Origin of the sequence: Pseudosulfitobacter pseudonitzschiae, assembly GCF_002222635.1 — a bacterium.
Classification (GTDB): Bacteria; Pseudomonadota; Alphaproteobacteria; order Rhodobacterales; family Rhodobacteraceae; genus Pseudosulfitobacter; species Pseudosulfitobacter pseudonitzschiae_A.
Map to the genome: position 1 here is coordinate 2,395,564 of NZ_CP022415.1, position 18,214 is coordinate 2,413,777.

An 18,214-nucleotide genomic window follows, 5' to 3' on the forward strand; every position below is an offset into this window, starting at 1 on the left:
AGCGTTCAGAAAGGGCGCGTGCGGCTATTTCGTGCCGAACATGCGGTCGCCCGCGTCGCCCAGACCCGGAACGATATATCCCTGTTCGTTCAGCTTTTCGTCAATCGCCGCTGTGACAATCGGCACATCAGGGTGGGCCGCGCGCATGGTGGCAATGCCCTCTGGTGCGGCCAGCAGACACAAAAAGCGGATGTTGGTGGCCCCCGCCTGTTTCAGCAAATCAATCGCTGCCACGGAAGAGTTGCCGGTTGCCAGCATCGGATCGACGGCAATCACCAGACGGTCATCCAAACCTTCGGGCACCTTGAAGTAATATTGCACAGGCTTCAGCGTTTCTTCGTCGCGATACAGCCCGACAAATCCGATCCGCGCCGAGGGGATCAGTTCCAGCACACCGTCCAACAATCCGTTGCCTGCCCGCAGAATCGAAATCAGCGCCAGCTTTTTGCCATCCAGCGTGGGCGCATCCATCGGCTGCATCGGCGTGTCGATCCGCTTGGTTGTCATCGGCAGGCCGCGCGTCACCTCATAGGCCAGCAACTGGCTGATTTCGCGCAGCAATTGCCGGAACACCGCCGTCGGCGTGTCGCGGTCGCGCATGATGGTCAGCTTGTGCTGGACAAGGGGATGATCGACGACGGTGACATGCTCGCTCATGGCGCTCTCCAAATTTGCTTTCCCCTATGTGCCAAGCACGGGGGCCAGAGACAACCTGTGTCGTGCTTAACCGGCCACCCCGAGGTGCCGCAAAACCAGCGCCGCCACATCGGTAAAGCCGATTTGCCCCAACGTGCCCGCACCGATGCCCGCAACAAGAACCGGCACCCGTTCACGGGTGTGATCGGTGCCGGTCCATGTGGGATCATTGCCGTGATCGGCGGTGATCACCAGCATATCGCCCGTGCGCAATTGCCCCAGCAACGTGCCCAGTTCGACGTCAAACCACTCCAGATGGCGGGCATAGCCCGACACATCGCGGCGGTGGCCATAGAGGCTGTCGAACTCGACGAAGTTGGCAAAGGTCAGCGATCCGTCCTGCGCGTCACACACCAGATCGTGTAAATGTCGCATCAGGGCACGGTCATCGCCTTTGCGCACCTCGTCTATGCCCTGCATCGAAAAGATGTCACCGATCTTGCCTACGGCATAGACCGCGCGGCCTGCGTCCTGCACCCGGTTGGTCAGCACCGGCGCGGGTGGCAAAATGGCAAAGTCCTTGCGATTGCCGGTGCGCTGGAAATGCCCGACCTCGCCCGTAAAGGGCCGCGCAATCACCCGCCCCACCTTCATCTGGTGCAACAGCGGTGCGACGTCGGCACACAGGCGCAGCAACCGCTCCAGACCAAAGTGTTCTTCATGCGCCGCAATCTGGAACACGCTGTCGGCGCTGGTGTAACAAATCGGCCAGCCGGTGCGCAGATGCTCAGCCCCCAGATCGGCGATCACCGTCGTCCCCGAGGCATGGCAGTTGCCCAAGATGCCCGTCGTGCCTGCCGCCTTGCAGACAGCTGCCACCACATCGTCGGGAAAGGTCGGGGTTTCGTCGGGAAAGTAATGCCATTCCCACGGCACCGGCAGCCCTGCCAGTTCCCAATGCCCTGACGGCGTGTCCTTGCCGCGTGAAATCTCGGTGGCGGCCCCCCACATGCCCGTCGGCGCGGGCGCATCGACCACCTGCCCGCTGGCCAGTGTCACTGCCGCTCCCAGCCCCAGCGCCATCATGTGCGGCACCTGCAAGGGGCCGGATCGCCCGTCTTCGGCCTGTCCCGCAGCGCAGGCGGTGATGATATGGCCCAGCGTGTTGGCGCCTGTGTCGGGAACATCGCCATTGAAAAACGTACCGGCATCGGGCGCGCCGCCAATGCCGACGCTGTCGATGACCACCAGAAACGCGCGTGCCATTACGACACCTGCGCGTGGATCAGCGCGGGGGCTTTTACCGCCCCGTCGCGCAATGTGAACGCCGCCCGCACAGCGGCCTCGGCGCGGTCGGCCTGATCGGGGCGCGATGCGTGGATCACCGCCAGCGGCTGGCCCTTGGCCACCGCGTCGCCCAGACGCAGCACGCCCGACAGGCCCACCGCCGGATCAACCACATCGCTTTCAACCGCACGGCCGCCGCCCAAAGCGACGACAATCCGCCCCAAGGCTTCGCCGTCGATGGCCTGCACCCGACCCGCACCTTGGGCCACAACCTCGCGGATCACCGTCGCCTCAGGCAAGAACCGTTCGTGGTTCTCGACGAAATGCACCGGCCCCCCCATCGCGGCAATCATCTTGCCAAAGCGTTCGGCAGCCGCCCCGCTGTGGATCGCCTGCGCAATCAGTGTAGCCCCCGCATCCGCGTCCACAGCCAGACCGGCCCCCGCTAACAGCACCCCGCCCAGCGCCGCACTGATCTGCGACAGCGGCGCATCCCTGTCACCTGCGGTCAGCACAGCCATCACCTGCGCCACCTCCAGCGCATTGCCCAGCGACGGGGCCAACGGCTGGTTCATATCCGTAATCAGCGCCGAGGTCCGGCATCCGGCAGCATTGGCGGTTCCGGTCAGAGCCTCGGCCAAGGCCCGCGCCGCATCCATATCCTTCATGAACGCGCCCGACCCCACCTTGACGTCCAACACCAGCCCCTCAAGCCCACCCGCCAGCTTTTTCGACAGGATCGACGCCGTGATCAAGTCCAGACTTTCGACCGTCGCTGTCACATCGCGGATCGCATACAGCCGCTTGTCCGCAGGAGCGATATTGCCCGTTGCACTGACAATGGCACAGCCGGTGCTGGCCACCACATCATGAAATTGCGCCGCATCCAGATTGACGTTGACGCCGGGGATCGCCTCGAGCTTGTCCAGCGTGCCGCCTGTATGCCCCAGACCCCGCCCCGAAATCATCGGCACATAGGCCCCGCAAGCCGCCAGCGCAGGGGCCAGCACCAGCGACACGCAATCGCCTATACCACCGGTCGAATGCTTGTCCAGCACCGGGCCGTCCAGATCCCAACCCAGCACCTGCCCGCTGTCGCGCATGCCCAGCGTCAACGCCACGCGGCCCTCGTCGGTCAACCCGTTCAGGCAAACGGCCATCGCAAAAGCCCCCGCCTGCGCGTCACTGACCGCGCCATCGGCCAGCCCATGGGCAAACCACGCCAAAGCATCGCGCGACGGGGTGTCACCCGCGCGCAGGGTGGCAATGATATCACGGGCCGAGAAGTCGCTCATTTCATGTGGCCGGGCGTAAAGGCGCCGGGCAGCAATTCGGCCAGCGTCATCACCTGTTCGGCCCCGCCCGTGGTCGCCATCGTCACGCGCACATCGCCCTCGCCAAATTCGGCCAGCTTCTGTCGGCAGCCGCCGCACGGCGTCACCGGCATCGGGCTGCCCGCGATCACAAAGACCTCGGTCAGCCTGGTCTCGCCCGCCGCCACCATCGCGGCAATCGCGCCCGCTTCGGCACAGGTGCCTTCGGGATAGGCCACGTTTTCCACGTTGCAGCCGGAATAGACAGTGCCGGACGCACCGGTGATCGCCGCGCCTACCTTGAACTGTGAATAAGGCGCATAGGCTTTTTCGCGCACGGCAGTCGCGGCTTCTTTCAAACTCATTAACTTTCTCCTGTTTGTGTGGTGAACGCCCCCGGCAAGGACACTTCAAGCAGTTCCAGATCGTCCGAAGGGTCGCGATACCGCACCTGCATGGCAGGCGGCACAACAAAAGCGTCACCCGCCTCCAGATTGTACGGTTCGCGGCCTTCGCCCTCCAGCGTCATTGTTCCATCCATCACAAAGGTGAACAGAATGTCGCTGTTATGCGATGTCCATTCCGGCGCACCAGTGCCACGCCGCACCACATGCACCCCGGCCACATTGTCGGTATGCGCCGCAATCGTGGTGTCGCGCGACTGAAAGCCGCCGATGCGAAACGGTTGCCAAACCGCCTCGTCCGCCTTGTGATGCACAAACCGCTGGCCTTGAAACACGCGGGCAGGATTGGCGGGGCCGTTTGGCAGTTCCATAGTGTGGTCGATGGTGGTCACATGCTCGGCCGGCACGCCGATCTCGATCACTTCGATGTTGTCGCTGGCAAACAGCACACGATGCCGGATCTCGGGCGGCTGGATTACGCAGTTGCCTGCGTGCAACCTGAACGGTTCCCCCTGATCTTCATAAACCAGATCGACCCAGCCCCGATAGCAAAAGATCAATTGAAACCCAACCGTGTGATAATGCACCATATCCGGAACCGGCCCGCCGTCGGGAATACGGATGTGGCTGGCAATGATCGACCCGCCCAACCGGTCGGGAATCAGATCGCGGTAATGCATGCCCGCGCGGCCAATCACCCACGGGGCCTGATCCTTCAGCCGCCGCACCACGAAAGAATGCACGGTCTCGGGCATCACAACAGGCTGCTGCAACGCCTCGATCGCCACCTGCGTCCCGCCCGGAGCCGTCAACTCCAGCGCGCCAGCCGCAAATTCCTCAGGATTGTCACACCGGATCAGCACCCGCCCCGCGGCTGCGTCCAGCCCCGCGTCCAGCCGCACCGCCAGCCCATGCCCCGAAAACACTGCCACCGCAGGATCGTCTGCGGGATAGATCATGTCCATCCGCATTCCCAACTGCTTGGTGAAAAACCCGATGTCGCCACGCAAATCCTGCGTCGGCAATATCACTTCTGCCTGTGTGTCACTCATACGCCCCTCTTCACGCTCCAAACTGTCTCCGCCGCACGGAATTGACAAGAGACCGCTTTCTTTTGGCCCCAAATATCTCGGAGCGCGAGGCAGAGCCTCGCACAGCCTGCATCAGCACCGGTTGGCGCGCCCGAAGAAATAGTTTAACGCTAAACTAAATCGATCCAAACCGGAGCCACCACGATGTCCGATACCCCTTCGTTGCGTCAGGCCGCACTTGATTATCATGAATTCCCCAAGCCGGGAAAACTGGAAATCCGCGCCACAAAGCCGCTGGCCAATGGCCGCGATCTCAGCCGTGCCTATTCACCCGGCGTCGCCGATGCCTGCCTTGAGATCAAGGCCGACCCTGCCACCGCTGCGCGCTATACTGCGCGCGGCAATCTGGTCGCCGTGGTCACCAACGGCACCGCCGTTCTGGGCTTGGGCAACATCGGCGCGCTGGCATCCAAGCCGGTGATGGAGGGCAAAGCCGTCCTGTTCAAAAAATTTGCTGGCATCGACTGTTTCGACATCGAGGTGAACGAGACCGACCCCGAAAAGCTGGCCGAAATCGTCTGCGCGCTGGAACCGACATTCGGCGCGATCAACCTTGAGGATATCAAAGCTCCCGACTGCTTTACCGTAGAGCGCATCTGCCGCGAGCGGATGAACATTCCTGTCTTTCACGACGACCAGCACGGCACCGCCATTGTTGTGGGGGCGGCGGCCACCAACGCGCTATACGTGGCGGGCAAGGCGTTCGAGGACATCAAGATCGTGTCCACGGGGGGCGGCGCTGCGGGCATTGCCTGCCTGAACATGCTGCTGAAGCTGGGGGTAAAGCGCGAAAACATCTGGCTGTGCGATATTCACGGGCTGGTTTACGAAGGTCGCACCGAAGACATGAATCCGGCCAAGGCCGCCTATGCGCAAAAGTCCGACCTGCGCACGCTGGATGACGTAATAGACGGGGCCGATCTGTTTCTGGGCCTGTCCGGCCCCGGCGTGATGACCCAGGATCACGTCGCCAGAATGGCGAAACGGCCCATCATCTTTGCGCTGGCCAATCCGACGCCAGAAATCCTGCCCGATCTGGCCCGCGAGGTGGCCCCCGATGCGATCATCGCCACTGGTCGTAGCGATTTTCCAAATCAGGTCAACAACGTACTGTGTTTTCCGTTCATCTTCCGCGGCGCGCTGGATGTGGGGGCGACCACGATCAACGACGAAATGCAGCTGGCCTGCATCGACGGCATCGCGGCCCTTGCCCGCGCCACCACCAGCGCCGAGGCGGCGGCGGCCTATCAGGGCGAACAGATGACCTTTGGCCCCGACTATCTGATCCCCAAACCCTTTGACCCGCGCCTTGTGGGCATCGTCTCCAGCGCCGTGGCACGGGCCGCTATGGACAGCGGCGTGGCCATGCGCCCGATCGACGACCTTGAGGCCTACAAGACCAAGCTTGACGGCTCGGTGTTCAAATCCGCCCTGTTGATGCGCCCCGTGTTCGAGGCCGCCCGCAGCGTGTCGCGCCGCATCGTTTTTGCCGAAGGCGAGGACGAGCGCGTGTTACGCGCAGCTCAGGCGATGGTCGAAGAGACCACGGAACGCCCCATTCTGATTGGCCGCCCCGAGGTCATCGAGGCGCGGATCGCCCGCGCCGGTATGACAATCAAGCTGGGCGAACACTTTGATCTGGTGAACCCCGAACACGACCCGCGCTATCGCGATTATTGGGGCACCTACCACGAGATCATGGCACGCAAAGGCGTCACGCCCGATCTGGCCCGCGCCATCATGCGCACCAACACCACCGCCATCGGTGCTGTCATGGTTCATCGCGGCGAGGCTGACAGCCTGATTTGCGGCACGTTCGGCGAATTCAGATGGCATCTGAACTATATCGATCAGGTTCTGGGCACCAAGGATCTGCACCCCGTGGGTGCGCTGTCGCTGATGATTCTGGAAGACGGGCCGCTGTTCATCACCGACCCGCACGTCCACTTGGCCCCATCACCGCAGGACATTGCACATATCGTGATCGGAGCCGCACGACACATGCGCCGCTTTGGCATCGAGCCACGGATCGCGCTGTGCTCGCAATCGCAGTTCGGCAGCCAAAGCAGCGGGTCGGGCGTGCACATGCGGGCCGCTCTGGATATCCTCGATTCCGAACCGCGTGATTTCTGCTACGAAGGCGAGATGAACATCGACGCGGCGCTTGATCCCGAACTGCGCGAACGGCTTTTGCCCGGCGGGCGGATGAAGGGTGCGGCCAACGCGCTGGTCTTTGCCAATGCGGATGCAGCATCCGGCGTGCGCAATATCCTGAAAATGAAGGGCGGCGGGCTTGAGGTCGGGCCGATCCTGATGGGAATGGGCAACCGCGCCCATATCGTCAGCCCCTCGATCACCGCGCGCGGATTGCTGAACATGTCGGCCATCGCGGGCACTCCGGTCACGCAATACGGCTAATTCGCAAGAGCATTTACAGCGCCGCCCCACCGCTCTCAGGGCGGCACGTTGGCGCGTGTTGCTTTTGCGCGAATTTGGCTGCGCGGCGTCATGACTACCCTGCCCGATCCCCGCTCAAGACGCTTCCGCGCCGAAATACCGCACTGTCCGCCTTCTGTTGCGTTGGACAAGCGCATATTCCGCAGCCTATGAGTGACCCTAAGACAGGGAGGACTTATTATGGGATATCGCGCAGCATATACGCGCTGGCAAAACGACCCCGATGCCTATTGGCTGGAGGCGGCGCAAGCCATTGATTGGGACGTGGCACCGACGCAGGCGCTGTTTGACCGTGGCAACAATTCATACGAATGGTTTGCCGATGCGCAGGTCAACACCTGCTATAACGCAGTCGACAGACACGTAAACGCTGGCAATGGCGCGCGTACCGCGATCATCTATGACAGCCCGATCACCGGCCGCAAATCCAAAACCAGCTTTGCCGAATTGCAGCAACAAGTTGCAGGTTTTGCTGGCGGGCTGGCGGCCCAAGGTATCACCAAGGGCGACCGCGTCATCATCTATATGCCAATGGTGCCCGAAGCGCTGGTGGCAATGCTGGCCTGTGCGCGGCTGGGCGCAATCCATTCGGTGGTGTTCGGCGGGTTCGCCGCCCACGAACTGGCTGTGCGCATCGACGATTGCACACCCAAGGCGATCATCGCGGCCTCTTGCGGGTTGGAACCGAACCGCGTTGTGAAATACAAACCGCTGCTGGACGGTGCCATCGAACAGGCAGCACACAAGCCCGACTTTTGCGTGGTCTTGCAGCGCGAAGAAGAAGTGGCCCCGCTGACCGAAGGTCGCGATCTGGACTGGTTCGACTTCCAACACGGCACCTCGCCCGCAGATTGTGTGCCCGTCGAGGGCACCCACCCTGCCTATATCCTCTATACCTCGGGCACCACCGGCGCGCCCAAGGGCGTTGTGCGCCCCACGGCGGGGCATCTGGTGGCCCTGAACTGGACAATGAAAAACATCTATAACGTCGATCCGGGCGATGTGTTCTGGGCCGCGTCCGATGTCGGCTGGGTCGTGGGACATTCGTACATCTGCTATGCGCCGCTGATCCACGGCAACACCACCGTGGTGTTCGAGGGCAAACCCGTAGGCACCCCCGACGCGGGCACCTTCTGGCGGGTGATCTCGGAACATAACGTGCGCAGTTTTTTCACCGCCCCCACTGCCTTTCGGGCGATCAAGCGTGAAGACCCCAATGGCGAATTCCGCAAGGACTATGATCTAAGCTGCCTGCGCGCGCTGTATCTGGCGGGCGAACGCGCCGATCCCGACACTATCGAATGGGCCCAAGACCTGCTGGGCGTGCCGGTCTATGACCACTGGTGGCAGACCGAAACCGGCTGGACAATCGCGGGCAATCCTGCGGGGCTTGAGGCGCTGCCGGTCAAGATCGGGTCACCCACCGTTCCGATGCCCGGATATGATGTACATATTCTGGACGAAGGTGGACGTATTCTGCCCGCAGGCGAGTTGGGCGCGATTGCGATCAAACTGCCCCTGCCCCCCGGCACCCTGCCGACACTGTGGCAAGCCAACGACCGGTTTCACAAAAGCTATCTGAACACTTTTCCCGGTTACTACGAGACCGGCGATGCGGGGATGATCGACACCGACGGCTATCTGTACATCATGGCGCGCACCGATGACGTGATCAACGTGGCGGGTCACCGTCTGTCGACGGGCGGCATGGAAGAAGTGCTGGCGGGCCATCCCGATGTGGCCGAATGCGCAGTGGTCGGTGTGGCGGACCCGCTGAAGGGGCAGAACGCCGTGGGCTTTGTCTGTCTGACCAAGGGAGTTGACCGCCCCCATTCAGAAATCACCGCAGAATGTGTGCAGCGCATCCGCGACCAGATCGGCCCTGTGGCGGCGTTCAAAAAATGCGTAGTTGTGGACAGGTTGCCCAAAACACGCTCGGGCAAGATCCTGCGCGCGACGATGGTGAAGATCGCGGATGGCGAGACCTTCAAGATGCCCGCAACCATCGACGATCCCGCCATTCTGGATGAAATCAGGGACGCGCTGAAAACCATCGGTTACGCGGGCGGCTGAACTGGCAAACGCAGAACGACAAAAGCCCGCAACGCGCGATGCGTTGCGGGCTTTTGATGCGTATAACGGACGACTTAGAATTTAGCTTTGGCGCTATCGGCCCATTCATCAACCTGACGTTCGGCTTCGTCGCGTGCCACGCCATAGCGTTCCTGAATCTTGCCGATCAGAACCTCGCGGTCGCCTTGCGCCTGATGAACTTCGTCATCAGTCAGCTCGCCCCATTTTGACTGGACCGAGCCTGTCATCTGCTTCCAGTTGCCTTGAATTTTATCCCAGTTCATGATGTATCTCCTTTTCTAATTTCTCTGCAGACCCAACGCGCAAGACCGGCAGCCGTTCCACGAAAAGACAGCAATTCCGCGAACACATGCGCGTGTTTCAGCCAACGAACGGGAAACGACCCTGCGGGGACCATCCGGCAAGAGAAAAGTGGTTCAGTTGAACTGTTCCGAGATCAGCCGCTCTTCCAGCCCGTGACCGGGATCGAACAGGATGTGGTGCACAATGCTGGGCTCGGAGCGGATGATCACCGTGCGCACGTCCGGCACAGAACGGCTGTCTGCATCGGCCATTACGGGGCGCCTTTCTGCTTCGAGCACGTCAAAGCGCACTTCGGCGGTTTTGGGCAGCAACGCACCACGCCAGCGGCGCGGGCGAAAGGCCGCGACAGCGGTCAACGCCAACACATCGGCCCCGATCGGCAGGATCGGCCCGTGGGCGGAATAGTTATAGGCAGTGGAGCCTGCGGGCGTGGCGACCAATGCGCCATCACAGCTGAGCGCGTCCAGACGCAAACGGCCATCGACGGTGATGCGCAATTTGGCAGCTTGCGGGCCCGCGCGCAAAAGTGAAACCTCGTTGATTGCCAGCGCGTGGTGTTCTGACCCGTCACCACAGGTGGCAATCATCTTGAGCGGATTGACCTCGGCCTGTTCAGCCGCCTCCAGCCGCTCGACAAGGTCATCCTCGGCGTATTCATTCATCAAAAACCCGATGGTGCCACGATTCATGCCATAGACCGGCGCGGGCAATTCCTGAGTGGTATGCAGCGTGTGCAGCATGAATCCGTCACCGCCCAAGGCCACGATAACGTCCGCGCTGTCCTGTGGTGCGTCGCCATAGCGCTTTACCAGCGCCGCAAGGGCGGTCTGGGCGACAGGTGCCGCACTGGCAGCAAAGGCAATTTTCAGCGGCATGTGGGTTTCCTATCGGCACGAAGCTGCCCGATTTGAAACATATTATTCCCTCAGGCACCAGCACAGCCGCAATCTTTGGTCTTTACGTCGTATTACATGCTTTGCCCGACCAGCGGTTTAAGTTACGTAGCGGCGCAATACATCACGCCACGCATGGAGACCTGCACATGTCCGCCACCACACCCGGTTTTTTCACCCAAAGCCTTGCCGAACGCGATCCCGAGCTTTTCACAGCCGTCACCGACGAGTTGGGGCGCCAGCGCGACGAGATCGAACTGATCGCATCAGAGAACATCGTATCGGCAGCAGTGCTGGAGGCGCAAGGCTCGGTGCTGACCAACAAATACGCAGAAGGTTATCCCGGGCGCCGCTATTATGGCGGGTGCCAATTTGTGGACGTGGCGGAAAATCTGGCCATCGACCGTGCCAAACAGTTGTTCGACTGTGACTATGTGAACGTGCAACCGAATTCGGGTTCGCAGGCAAACCAAGGTGTGTTTCAGGCATTGCTGACGCCCGGTGCAACCATTCTGGGCATGAGTCTGGACGCAGGCGGCCACCTGACCCACGGCGCGGCCCCGAACCAGTCGGGCAAATGGTTCAACGCTGTTCAATACGGTGTGAAACGCGACACACTGAACATCGACTATGACCAGATGGAAGAGCTGGCTCTGGAGCATAAACCGGCGATGATTATCGCTGGCGGTTCGGCCATTCCGCGCCAGATCGACTTTGCCCGCATCCGCGAGATTGCCGACAAGGTGGGTGCCTATGTGCTGGCCGATGTGGCGCATTTTGCCGGTCTGATCGCCGCGGGTGAATACCCCTCGCCGTTCCCGCATGTGCATGTGGCCACCACCACCACGCACAAGACCCTGCGCGGCCCGCGCGGCGGCATGATCATGACCAACGACGAAGCGATCGCCAAAAAGATAAACAGCGCCATTTTCCCCGGTATTCAGGGTGGGCCGCTGATGCACGTTATCGCAGCCAAGGCCGTTGCCTTTGGCGAGGCGCTGGACCCGTCGTTCAAGACCTACCAGCAGCAGGTGATCAAGAACGCCCAAGCGCTGGCAGACCAGTTGATGAAGGGCGGGCTTGATACCGTCACGGGCGGCACCGACACCCACGTGATGCTGGTTGATCTGCGCCCCAAGGGCGTCAAAGGCAATGCCACCGAAAAGGCACTGGGCCGCGCGCACATCACTTGCAACAAGAACGGCGTGCCCTTTGACGACGAAAAGCCGACGATCACCAGCGGCATCCGTCTGGGCAGCCCCGCAGGCACGACGCGCGGCTTTGGCGAGGCCGAGTTCCGCCAGATCGGTGACTGGATCATTCAAGTCGTCGACGGGCTGGCCGCAAACGGCGAAGACGGCAACGCCGAGGTCGAGGCAGCCGTACGCGCAGAAGTTGCAGAGTTGTGTGCACGCTTTCCGTTGTACCCCGATCTTTAACGCATCCATGACGTAAGGTAACACCCGCAGATTCCCGCTGCGGGTGTTTTACGTTGTTGCATCAACTTATTTTCTTTGAATTTCGTTTGATTGTATTACATATTTTGCTCAGGCCCGAGACCAGAACGGAGGCTGACGCGTGGTAAAGAACCGCATAAAAGAGGACATCGGCCCATCTACGGACGGCCTTGCCTTGCCTGACGAACTGACCATACCCTATCCATTGCGGGTGCAGGCCATCTATGTGCATGCTGGGGACTATGTGAAACCTGACACCCATCCCGTCTATACCTTGATGGATGGCGCAGGCGCGCAGCACACCGTCAGCTTTGATCACCCCGGACAGGTGACCAGGGTTCTGGTCCGTCCCGGCCAGATTTTTCGCAAGCGCGCGCGCGTGTTCGAGTTCTGCTGCGACAGCACCGCCGTGGCCTTTTCTGCCGATGTGCCACCCTCGAAGGTCAAACGGCTGTCGGCACCGCCGATCCGGCCACGAGCGATGACCAGCAGACCGGCGCAGCCCGTGTCGTCTCCCGAACCGCAAGAACCCGCCACAACGTGGCGCTTTCGGCGCAAGGAATCTATCGCGTTGGTGGGGATTGCTGCGCTGATTGCAGCGGTCGCGCTGTTTTCCCGAGGCGAATTGATGGCGACCGGCAGGCAAGAACAACCGGTGGATTCTGCTCCGACCGCCATTGATGCGGCGACCGACTAAACCGGATCAGCTGCGCTGCGGGCGGATTACAAGTGCCCCGACCAGACCAGCCAAACGATAAACAGCGTCACAACCACCAGCATGTTGAACACGATCACGCCCGCAAGACCCAGCCGCCGCCCACGGCGCTGGTCGGCTGGATCAATGGTTTTCAAATGTGCCAGAATCTCGGTTTCGACACGGACAACGGCGTCCGTGTCGATAGTGTGCCGCAATTTGGGGTGGCCATCTATGGCTTGCGCACGTGCAACCACCTCTGCCTGACGCCGCACTGCTTTCGGCAGGCGTCTGCCCGCTTTGCGCAATGCCGCGTCAAAACTGCGGGCTTTCACGCCCAGCGCCTTTTCCAATGCGTCGCGCAGCCGTTGGGTGCGGGCGTCGATATTGATCTGCGTTGCCATAGCGCAAGGCCTAGCGCACCTTGTCGAAACGCGCTAGCCCTAGCGCTATGCTGAATTATACCGATTATGCCCCCGACATCGCCAGCACGCCGCTGCTGATTGCCCACGGCCTGTTCGGATCGGGTCGCAACTGGGGAGTCATTGCCAAACGTCTGTCCGACCAACGGCGTGTGATCGCGGTGGACATGCGCAACCACGGGCAAAGCCCGCGTGCTGATACCAACAGCTATACCGATATGGCAGACGATTTGGCCGAGGTGATTACGCAGCTTGGCGGGCCAATGGATGTGCTGGGCCATTCGATGGGCGGCAAAGCGGCGATGACGCTGGCCCTGACACGGCCCGATCTGGTGCGGCGGCTGGTTATCGCCGATATTGCACCGGTGTCCTACACGCACAGCCAATCCGAATTCATCACCGCCATGCGCGGCGTTGATCTAGACACGGTCACCCGCAGATCTGAAGCCGCCGAACAGTTGGCAGCACTTGGGGTCGAACCGGCCTTGCAGTCGTTCTTTACCCAATCGCTGGACGTGGCAGAGAAACGCTGGCTTTTGAACCTTGATGCGCTTGAGGCGAATATGCCCGACATCATGTCCTTTCCCGATCTGGAGGGTTGCTTTGACGGGCCGACGCTGTTTCTTACGGGGGGCACATCACAATATGTCACATCTAAACACCGCCCGCGGATCAAAGAGCTGTTCTCGCAGGTGCATTTTGCAAAGATTCCCGACACCGGCCATTGGCTGCACGCCGAAAAGCCGCGCGACTTCGAGGCGGCGGTGCGGACGTTTCTGACAATGGATTTTGACGCCGCGTGAGGCGCTGCCCTCAGGCGGTCGGTTCTGCGCTGTGCAGCAGATCCAGCGACGGTGTACCTACTCCGATTACCCCCTCAAAGGTGCGATCCTCCATGCCGGGTCCGGGGTAAGCGAAAGTGTCAATCCCCGCGTCCACCGCCGATGCGGCCCCTTCGGGCGTGTCTTCTATGGCCAGTGCGGCCCCGGCGTCCACATTCAAAGCGCGCAGCGCATCGCGGTAGATTGCGGGTTCCGGTTTGGGGCGGGCCGCCTTTGATCCATCACCGATATAATCGAAAACTGACGGGTCCAGATCGCGGCCCAAGGCACGCAAGATCAGTGCAACCTGACGTTTGTCCTCGGCGCTGACGCAGGCGATTTTCACATCGCACCGGCGGGCTTCTGCGATCAGATCGGAAATGCCGGGACGCAAACTCACGCCGCCTTCCAGCGCCGTACCAAAGGCGTCGATCTTGGAATCGTAGATCGCACTGGCGTCCACCTCGTGGTCCATACTGTCGGCGTAATGCTGGATACGCGCATGCCCTCCGATCACGCGTGACAGTTCGGCGTATTCTTCGGTGCTCCATGCCCAGTCCAGATCATTGGCGGCAAAGGCTGCGTTGAACGCGCGGCGTTGCAGATCAAAAGTATCGACCAACACCCCGATCGAGCCTAAAAGCAGTGCAGAATAACGCAAGACAGATTCCCCCGAAGATACCACGTTAACGCACCTGCGGGCCTGTGGTTCCTTCTGACAGGCCAGCAGAGGCAAAGATTTTTGCCAATACCCCTGTCTGATTGGCCGATGGCAAGGTGACGGCCCTTGCGCCCGACGCCTTGTTGCCTATAACGCAGGACAATTTGGGCGCAGGGGGTGCCCGGAAACTGAAGGGGCCGCGCCATGCCAAAAAGAACCGATATCAAGTCCATCATGATCATCGGAGCTGGCCCCATTGTTATCGGGCAGGCTTGCGAATTCGATTACTCCGGCGCTCAGGCCTGCAAGGCCCTGCGCGAGGAAGGTTACCGGATCATTCTGGTCAATTCGAACCCTGCCACCATTATGACCGATCCGGGCATGGCCGATGCCACCTATATCGAACCGATTACACCCGAGATGGTCGCCAAGATCATCGAAAAGGAACGCCCCGACGCGCTGTTGCCGACAATGGGCGGGCAGACCGGCCTGAACACCTCGCTGGCGCTGGAAGAGATGGGCGTGCTGAAAAAATACGGCGTCGAGATGATCGGTGCCAAGCGCGAAGCCATCGAGATGGCCGAAGACCGCAAATTGTTCCGCGAAGCGATGGACCGTTTGGGCATCGAGAACCCCAAAGCCACGATTGTGACCGCGCCCAAGGGACCGGACGGCAAGAAAGATCTGGCCGCCGGTGTCGCGCTGGCGTTCGAGACGCTGGATTACGTGGGTCTGCCCGCGATCATCCGCCCCGCCTTTACCATGGGCGGCACCGGCGGTGGCGTCGCCTATAACCGCGAAGATTACGAACACTTTTGCCGCACCGGTATGGATGCGTCGCCCGTTGGCCAAATTCTGGTCGATGAAAGCCTGCTGGGCTGGAAAGAATACGAAATGGAAGTGGTGCGCGACACCGCCGACAATGCCATTATCGTCTGTTCCATCGAAAACATCGACCCGATGGGCGTACACACCGGCGACAGCATCACCGTGGCCCCTGCCCTGACGCTGACCGACAAAGAATACCAGATCATGCGCAACCACTCGATCGCCGTGCTGCGCGAGATCGGCGTGGAAACCGGTGGATCGAACGTGCAATGGGCAGTGAACCCCGCCGATGGCCGCATGGTCGTGATCGAAATGAACCCGCGCGTGTCGCGCTCATCCGCGCTGGCGTCCAAGGCGACGGGTTTCCCGATTGCCAAGATCGCCGCAAAACTGGCCGTCGGCTATACGCTGGACGAGTTGGACAACGACATCACCAAGGTGACGCCCGCCAGCTTCGAGCCGACGATTGATTATGTCGTCACCAAGATCCCACGCTTTGCGTTCGAAAAATTCCCCGGCTCGGAACCGAACCTGACCACAGCGATGAAATCTGTGGGCGAGGCAATGGCCGTTGGCCGCACCATCCACGAATCGATGCAAAAGGCGTTGGCCTCGCTGGAAACCGGTCTGACCGGCTTTGACGAAATCCGCATCCCCGGAGCGCCGGATCGCGCCGCAATCACCAAGGCGCTGGCGCAGCAGACACCCGACCGTATCCGGGTGATCGCCCAAGCCATGCGTCATGGAATCAGCGACGTGGACATTCACGGCATCACAATGTTCGACCCGTGGTTTCTGGCCCGTATCCGCGAGATTGTGGACACCGAAGAAGAGGTGCGCGCCAGTGGTCTGCCCGAGGATGAAAAGGGTCTGCGTCACCTCAAGATGATGGGCTTTACCGATGCGCGTCTGGGCAAGCTGACCGGCCTGACCGAAGATCAGGTGCGCACCGCGCGCCGCAACGCGGGCGTCGTAGCCGTGTTCAAACGCATCGACACCTGTGCCGCAGAGTTCGAGGCGCAAACGCCCTATATGTACTCGACCTATGAAACCCCCGTCTTTGGCGAGGTCGAATGCGAAGCCCGCCCGTCAAACCGCAAAAAGGTTGTTATTCTGGGCGGCGGTCCGAACCGCATCGGTCAGGGCATCGAATTCGATTATTGCTGCTGCCACGCATGCTATGCGCTGACCTCGACGGGCTATGAAACTATCATGGTCAACTGCAACCCCGAGACGGTTTCGACCGACTATGACACCTCGGACCGGCTGTATTTCGAGCCGCTGACCTTTGAACACGTCATGGAAATACTACGGGTCGAGCAGGAAAACGGCACGTTGCACGGTGTGATCGTGCAATTCGGCGGGCAAACCCCGCTGAAAATCGCCGCCGCTCTGCACGCCGAAGGCATTCCGATCCTTGGCACCACGCCCGACGCCATTGATCTGGCGGAAGATCGCGAACGGTTCCAGCAACTGGTGCAGGGTCTTGGCCTGAAACAGCCGCACAACGGCATCGCCCATTCCGACGCCGAAGCGATCTCCATCGCTGCCGACATCGGCTTTCCGTTGGTGATCCGCCCCTCGTATGTCCTTGGCGGTCGCGCAATGGAAATCGTGCGCGATCAGGCCCAGCTTGAACGCTATATCAGCGAGGCGGTTGTGGTGTCGGGCGACAGTCCCGTACTGCTGGACAGCTATCTGTCCGGCGCGGTCGAGCTGGACGTCGATGCGATCTGTGACGGCACCGACGTGCATGTTGCGGGCATCATGCAGCACATCGAAGAGGCGGGCGTACACTCGGGCGACAGTGCCTGTTCGCTGCCCCCCTATTCGCTGTCCGACGAAATCATCGAACAGGTCAAGGTTCAGACACACGCATTGGCCAAGGCGCTGCATGTGGTCGGCCTGATGAACATCCAGTTCGCGGTCAAGGATGGCGAGATCTACCTGATCGAGGTTAACCCGCGCGCCTCGCGTACCGTGCCCTTTGTGGCCAAGGCCACCGACAGCGCGATTGCGTCGATTGCCGCACGAGTCATGGCGGGGGAACCGCTGTCCAACTTCCCGATGCGCGCGCCCTACGATGCAAGCGCCAAATATTCCGACGTGCTGCCGCTGGGCGACCCGATGACATTGGCCGACCCCAACATGCCGTGGTATTCGGTGAAAGAGGCCGTCCTGCCCTTTGCCCGCTTCCCCGGTGTCGATACGATCCTCGGCCCCGAGATGCGTTCGACCGGCGAAGTCATGGGCTGGGACCGCGATTTCCCGCGTGCTTTCCTCAAGGCGCAGATGGGCGCAGGCAACCCGCTGCCGCGCGAGGGCTGCGTGTTCGTGTCGATCAAAGACGATGACAAATCAGCCGATATGCTGGAAGCGGCTAAAATCCTGCTGGAACTGGGCTTTACCCTTGTTGGCACCAATGGCACCGCCAAGTGGCTGAATGACAACGGCCACACCTGCGGGATCGTCAACAAGGTCTACGAAGGCCGCCCCGACGTGACCGACCTGATGAAAAACGGTGGCGTGCAGATGGTCATGAACTCGACCGAAGGCACCCAAGCGGTCGAGGACAGCAAATCGATCCGCTCGATCGCGCTTTACGACAAGATCCCCTATTTCACCACCGCAGCGGCGTCCTATGCTGCCGCGCTGGCGATCAAGGCGCAGGCCGCCGATGATGTAGGTGTAAAACCGCTGCAAGGGTGATGCAGACCAAGGCCATTGCTGCGCGGCGATGGCCTTGGCAGCCTTTTATCACATTCTTGAAATCGCCACGGTGATCTTCCCAAAGTCGCCAACCCAAGGGTGACCCCGCCCCCCCTGCTGCACTAGCGTTCCCTTGTCCAAGAC

The 18,214-nt window shown here is 61.1% G+C and carries 15 protein-coding genes; 6 read left to right on the top strand and 9 right to left on the bottom strand.

Annotated features, from left to right (window positions below):
• Window positions 1-24: 24 nt before the first annotated feature.
• The 5 genes from upp to SULPSESMR1_RS11635 all read right to left on the bottom strand — a co-directional run bounded on the left by upp (window position 25) and on the right by SULPSESMR1_RS11635 (window position 4,692).
• Window positions 25-657, bottom strand: a complete 633-nt coding sequence (gene upp, locus SULPSESMR1_RS11615) for a uracil phosphoribosyltransferase (RefSeq protein WP_089420967.1) — start codon at window positions 655-657, stop codon at window positions 25-27.
• 66 nt (window positions 658-723) lie between these two features.
• Window positions 724-1,902 carry a phosphopentomutase gene (locus SULPSESMR1_RS11620; RefSeq protein WP_089420968.1) on the bottom strand — a complete coding sequence of 393 codons (1,179 nt, stop codon included), beginning with the start codon at window positions 1,900-1,902 and terminating at the stop codon, window positions 724-726.
• Complete coding sequence (locus SULPSESMR1_RS11625) at window positions 1,902-3,218, bottom strand: thymidine phosphorylase (protein ID WP_089420969.1); 1,317 nt, start codon at window positions 3,216-3,218, stop codon at window positions 1,902-1,904. The genes SULPSESMR1_RS11620 and SULPSESMR1_RS11625 overlap by 1 nt, the downstream gene beginning before the upstream one ends.
• Window positions 3,215-3,601 carry a cytidine deaminase gene (locus tag SULPSESMR1_RS11630; protein WP_089420970.1) on the bottom strand — a complete coding sequence of 129 codons (387 nt, stop codon included), beginning with the start codon at window positions 3,599-3,601 and terminating at the stop codon, window positions 3,215-3,217. The genes SULPSESMR1_RS11625 and SULPSESMR1_RS11630 overlap by 4 nt, the downstream gene beginning before the upstream one ends.
• The gene (locus SULPSESMR1_RS11635) at window positions 3,601-4,692 is read right to left on the bottom strand and encodes a cupin domain-containing protein (RefSeq protein WP_089420971.1); all 1,092 of its coding nucleotides are present in this window, start codon (window positions 4,690-4,692) and stop codon (window positions 3,601-3,603) included. Before SULPSESMR1_RS11635 ends, SULPSESMR1_RS11630 begins: the two co-directional genes overlap by 1 nt.
• Before the next feature lie 183 nt (window positions 4,693-4,875).
• Between SULPSESMR1_RS11635 and SULPSESMR1_RS11640 the strand changes: the two genes are divergently transcribed.
• Both SULPSESMR1_RS11640 and SULPSESMR1_RS11645 read left to right on the top strand, forming a co-directional pair.
• Complete coding sequence (locus SULPSESMR1_RS11640; RefSeq protein WP_089420972.1) at window positions 4,876-7,149, top strand: NADP-dependent malic enzyme; 2,274 nt, start codon at window positions 4,876-4,878, stop codon at window positions 7,147-7,149.
• Between the two features lie 219 nt (window positions 7,150-7,368).
• Complete coding sequence (locus tag SULPSESMR1_RS11645; RefSeq protein WP_089420973.1) at window positions 7,369-9,261, top strand: propionyl-CoA synthetase; 1,893 nt, start codon at window positions 7,369-7,371, stop codon at window positions 9,259-9,261.
• A gap of 74 nt (window positions 9,262-9,335) precedes the next feature.
• Here SULPSESMR1_RS11645 and SULPSESMR1_RS11650 read toward each other — a convergent pair whose 3' ends face one another.
• Together SULPSESMR1_RS11650 and SULPSESMR1_RS11655 are read right to left on the bottom strand one after the other, a co-directional pair.
• Complete coding sequence (locus SULPSESMR1_RS11650) at window positions 9,336-9,545, bottom strand: CsbD family protein (protein WP_089420974.1); 210 nt, start codon at window positions 9,543-9,545, stop codon at window positions 9,336-9,338.
• Between the two features lie 153 nt (window positions 9,546-9,698).
• Window positions 9,699-10,460 (bottom strand): NAD kinase, encoded by a 762-nt coding sequence (locus SULPSESMR1_RS11655; RefSeq protein ID WP_089420975.1) that lies wholly within the window; start codon window positions 10,458-10,460, stop codon window positions 9,699-9,701.
• Window positions 10,461-10,627: 167 nt separating this feature from the next.
• Here SULPSESMR1_RS11655 and glyA point away from each other — a divergent pair, with 167 nt between their 5' ends.
• Together glyA and SULPSESMR1_RS11665 are read left to right on the top strand one after the other, a co-directional pair.
• A complete protein-coding gene (gene glyA, locus SULPSESMR1_RS11660; RefSeq protein WP_089420976.1) occupies window positions 10,628-11,917 on the top strand; it encodes a serine hydroxymethyltransferase in 1,290 nt (429 codons plus the stop codon).
• 139 nt (window positions 11,918-12,056) lie between these two features.
• Window positions 12,057-12,632, top strand: a complete 576-nt coding sequence (locus tag SULPSESMR1_RS11665; RefSeq protein ID WP_114284846.1) for a hypothetical protein — start codon at window positions 12,057-12,059, stop codon at window positions 12,630-12,632.
• A gap of 26 nt (window positions 12,633-12,658) precedes the next feature.
• Here SULPSESMR1_RS11665 and SULPSESMR1_RS11670 read toward each other — a convergent pair whose 3' ends face one another.
• Complete coding sequence (locus SULPSESMR1_RS11670; protein ID WP_089420978.1) at window positions 12,659-13,033, bottom strand: hypothetical protein; 375 nt, start codon at window positions 13,031-13,033, stop codon at window positions 12,659-12,661.
• A 47-nt stretch (window positions 13,034-13,080) separates the two neighbouring features.
• Between SULPSESMR1_RS11670 and SULPSESMR1_RS11675 the strand changes: the two genes are divergently transcribed.
• Entirely contained in the window at window positions 13,081-13,854 is a 774-nt protein-coding gene (locus SULPSESMR1_RS11675) for an alpha/beta fold hydrolase (RefSeq protein ID WP_089420979.1), read from the top strand.
• Between the two features lie 10 nt (window positions 13,855-13,864).
• Here SULPSESMR1_RS11675 and SULPSESMR1_RS11680 read toward each other — a convergent pair whose 3' ends face one another.
• Window positions 13,865-14,533: an HAD family hydrolase gene (locus SULPSESMR1_RS11680; RefSeq protein ID WP_157729009.1), complete on the bottom strand. Its 669-nt coding sequence runs from the start codon at window positions 14,531-14,533 to the stop codon at window positions 13,865-13,867.
• Window positions 14,534-14,737: 204 nt separating this feature from the next.
• Between SULPSESMR1_RS11680 and carB the strand changes: the two genes are divergently transcribed.
• Entirely contained in the window at window positions 14,738-18,070 is a 3,333-nt protein-coding gene (gene carB, locus SULPSESMR1_RS11685) for a carbamoyl-phosphate synthase large subunit (protein ID WP_089420981.1), read from the top strand.
• The last annotated feature ends 144 nt before the right edge of the window (window positions 18,071-18,214 follow it).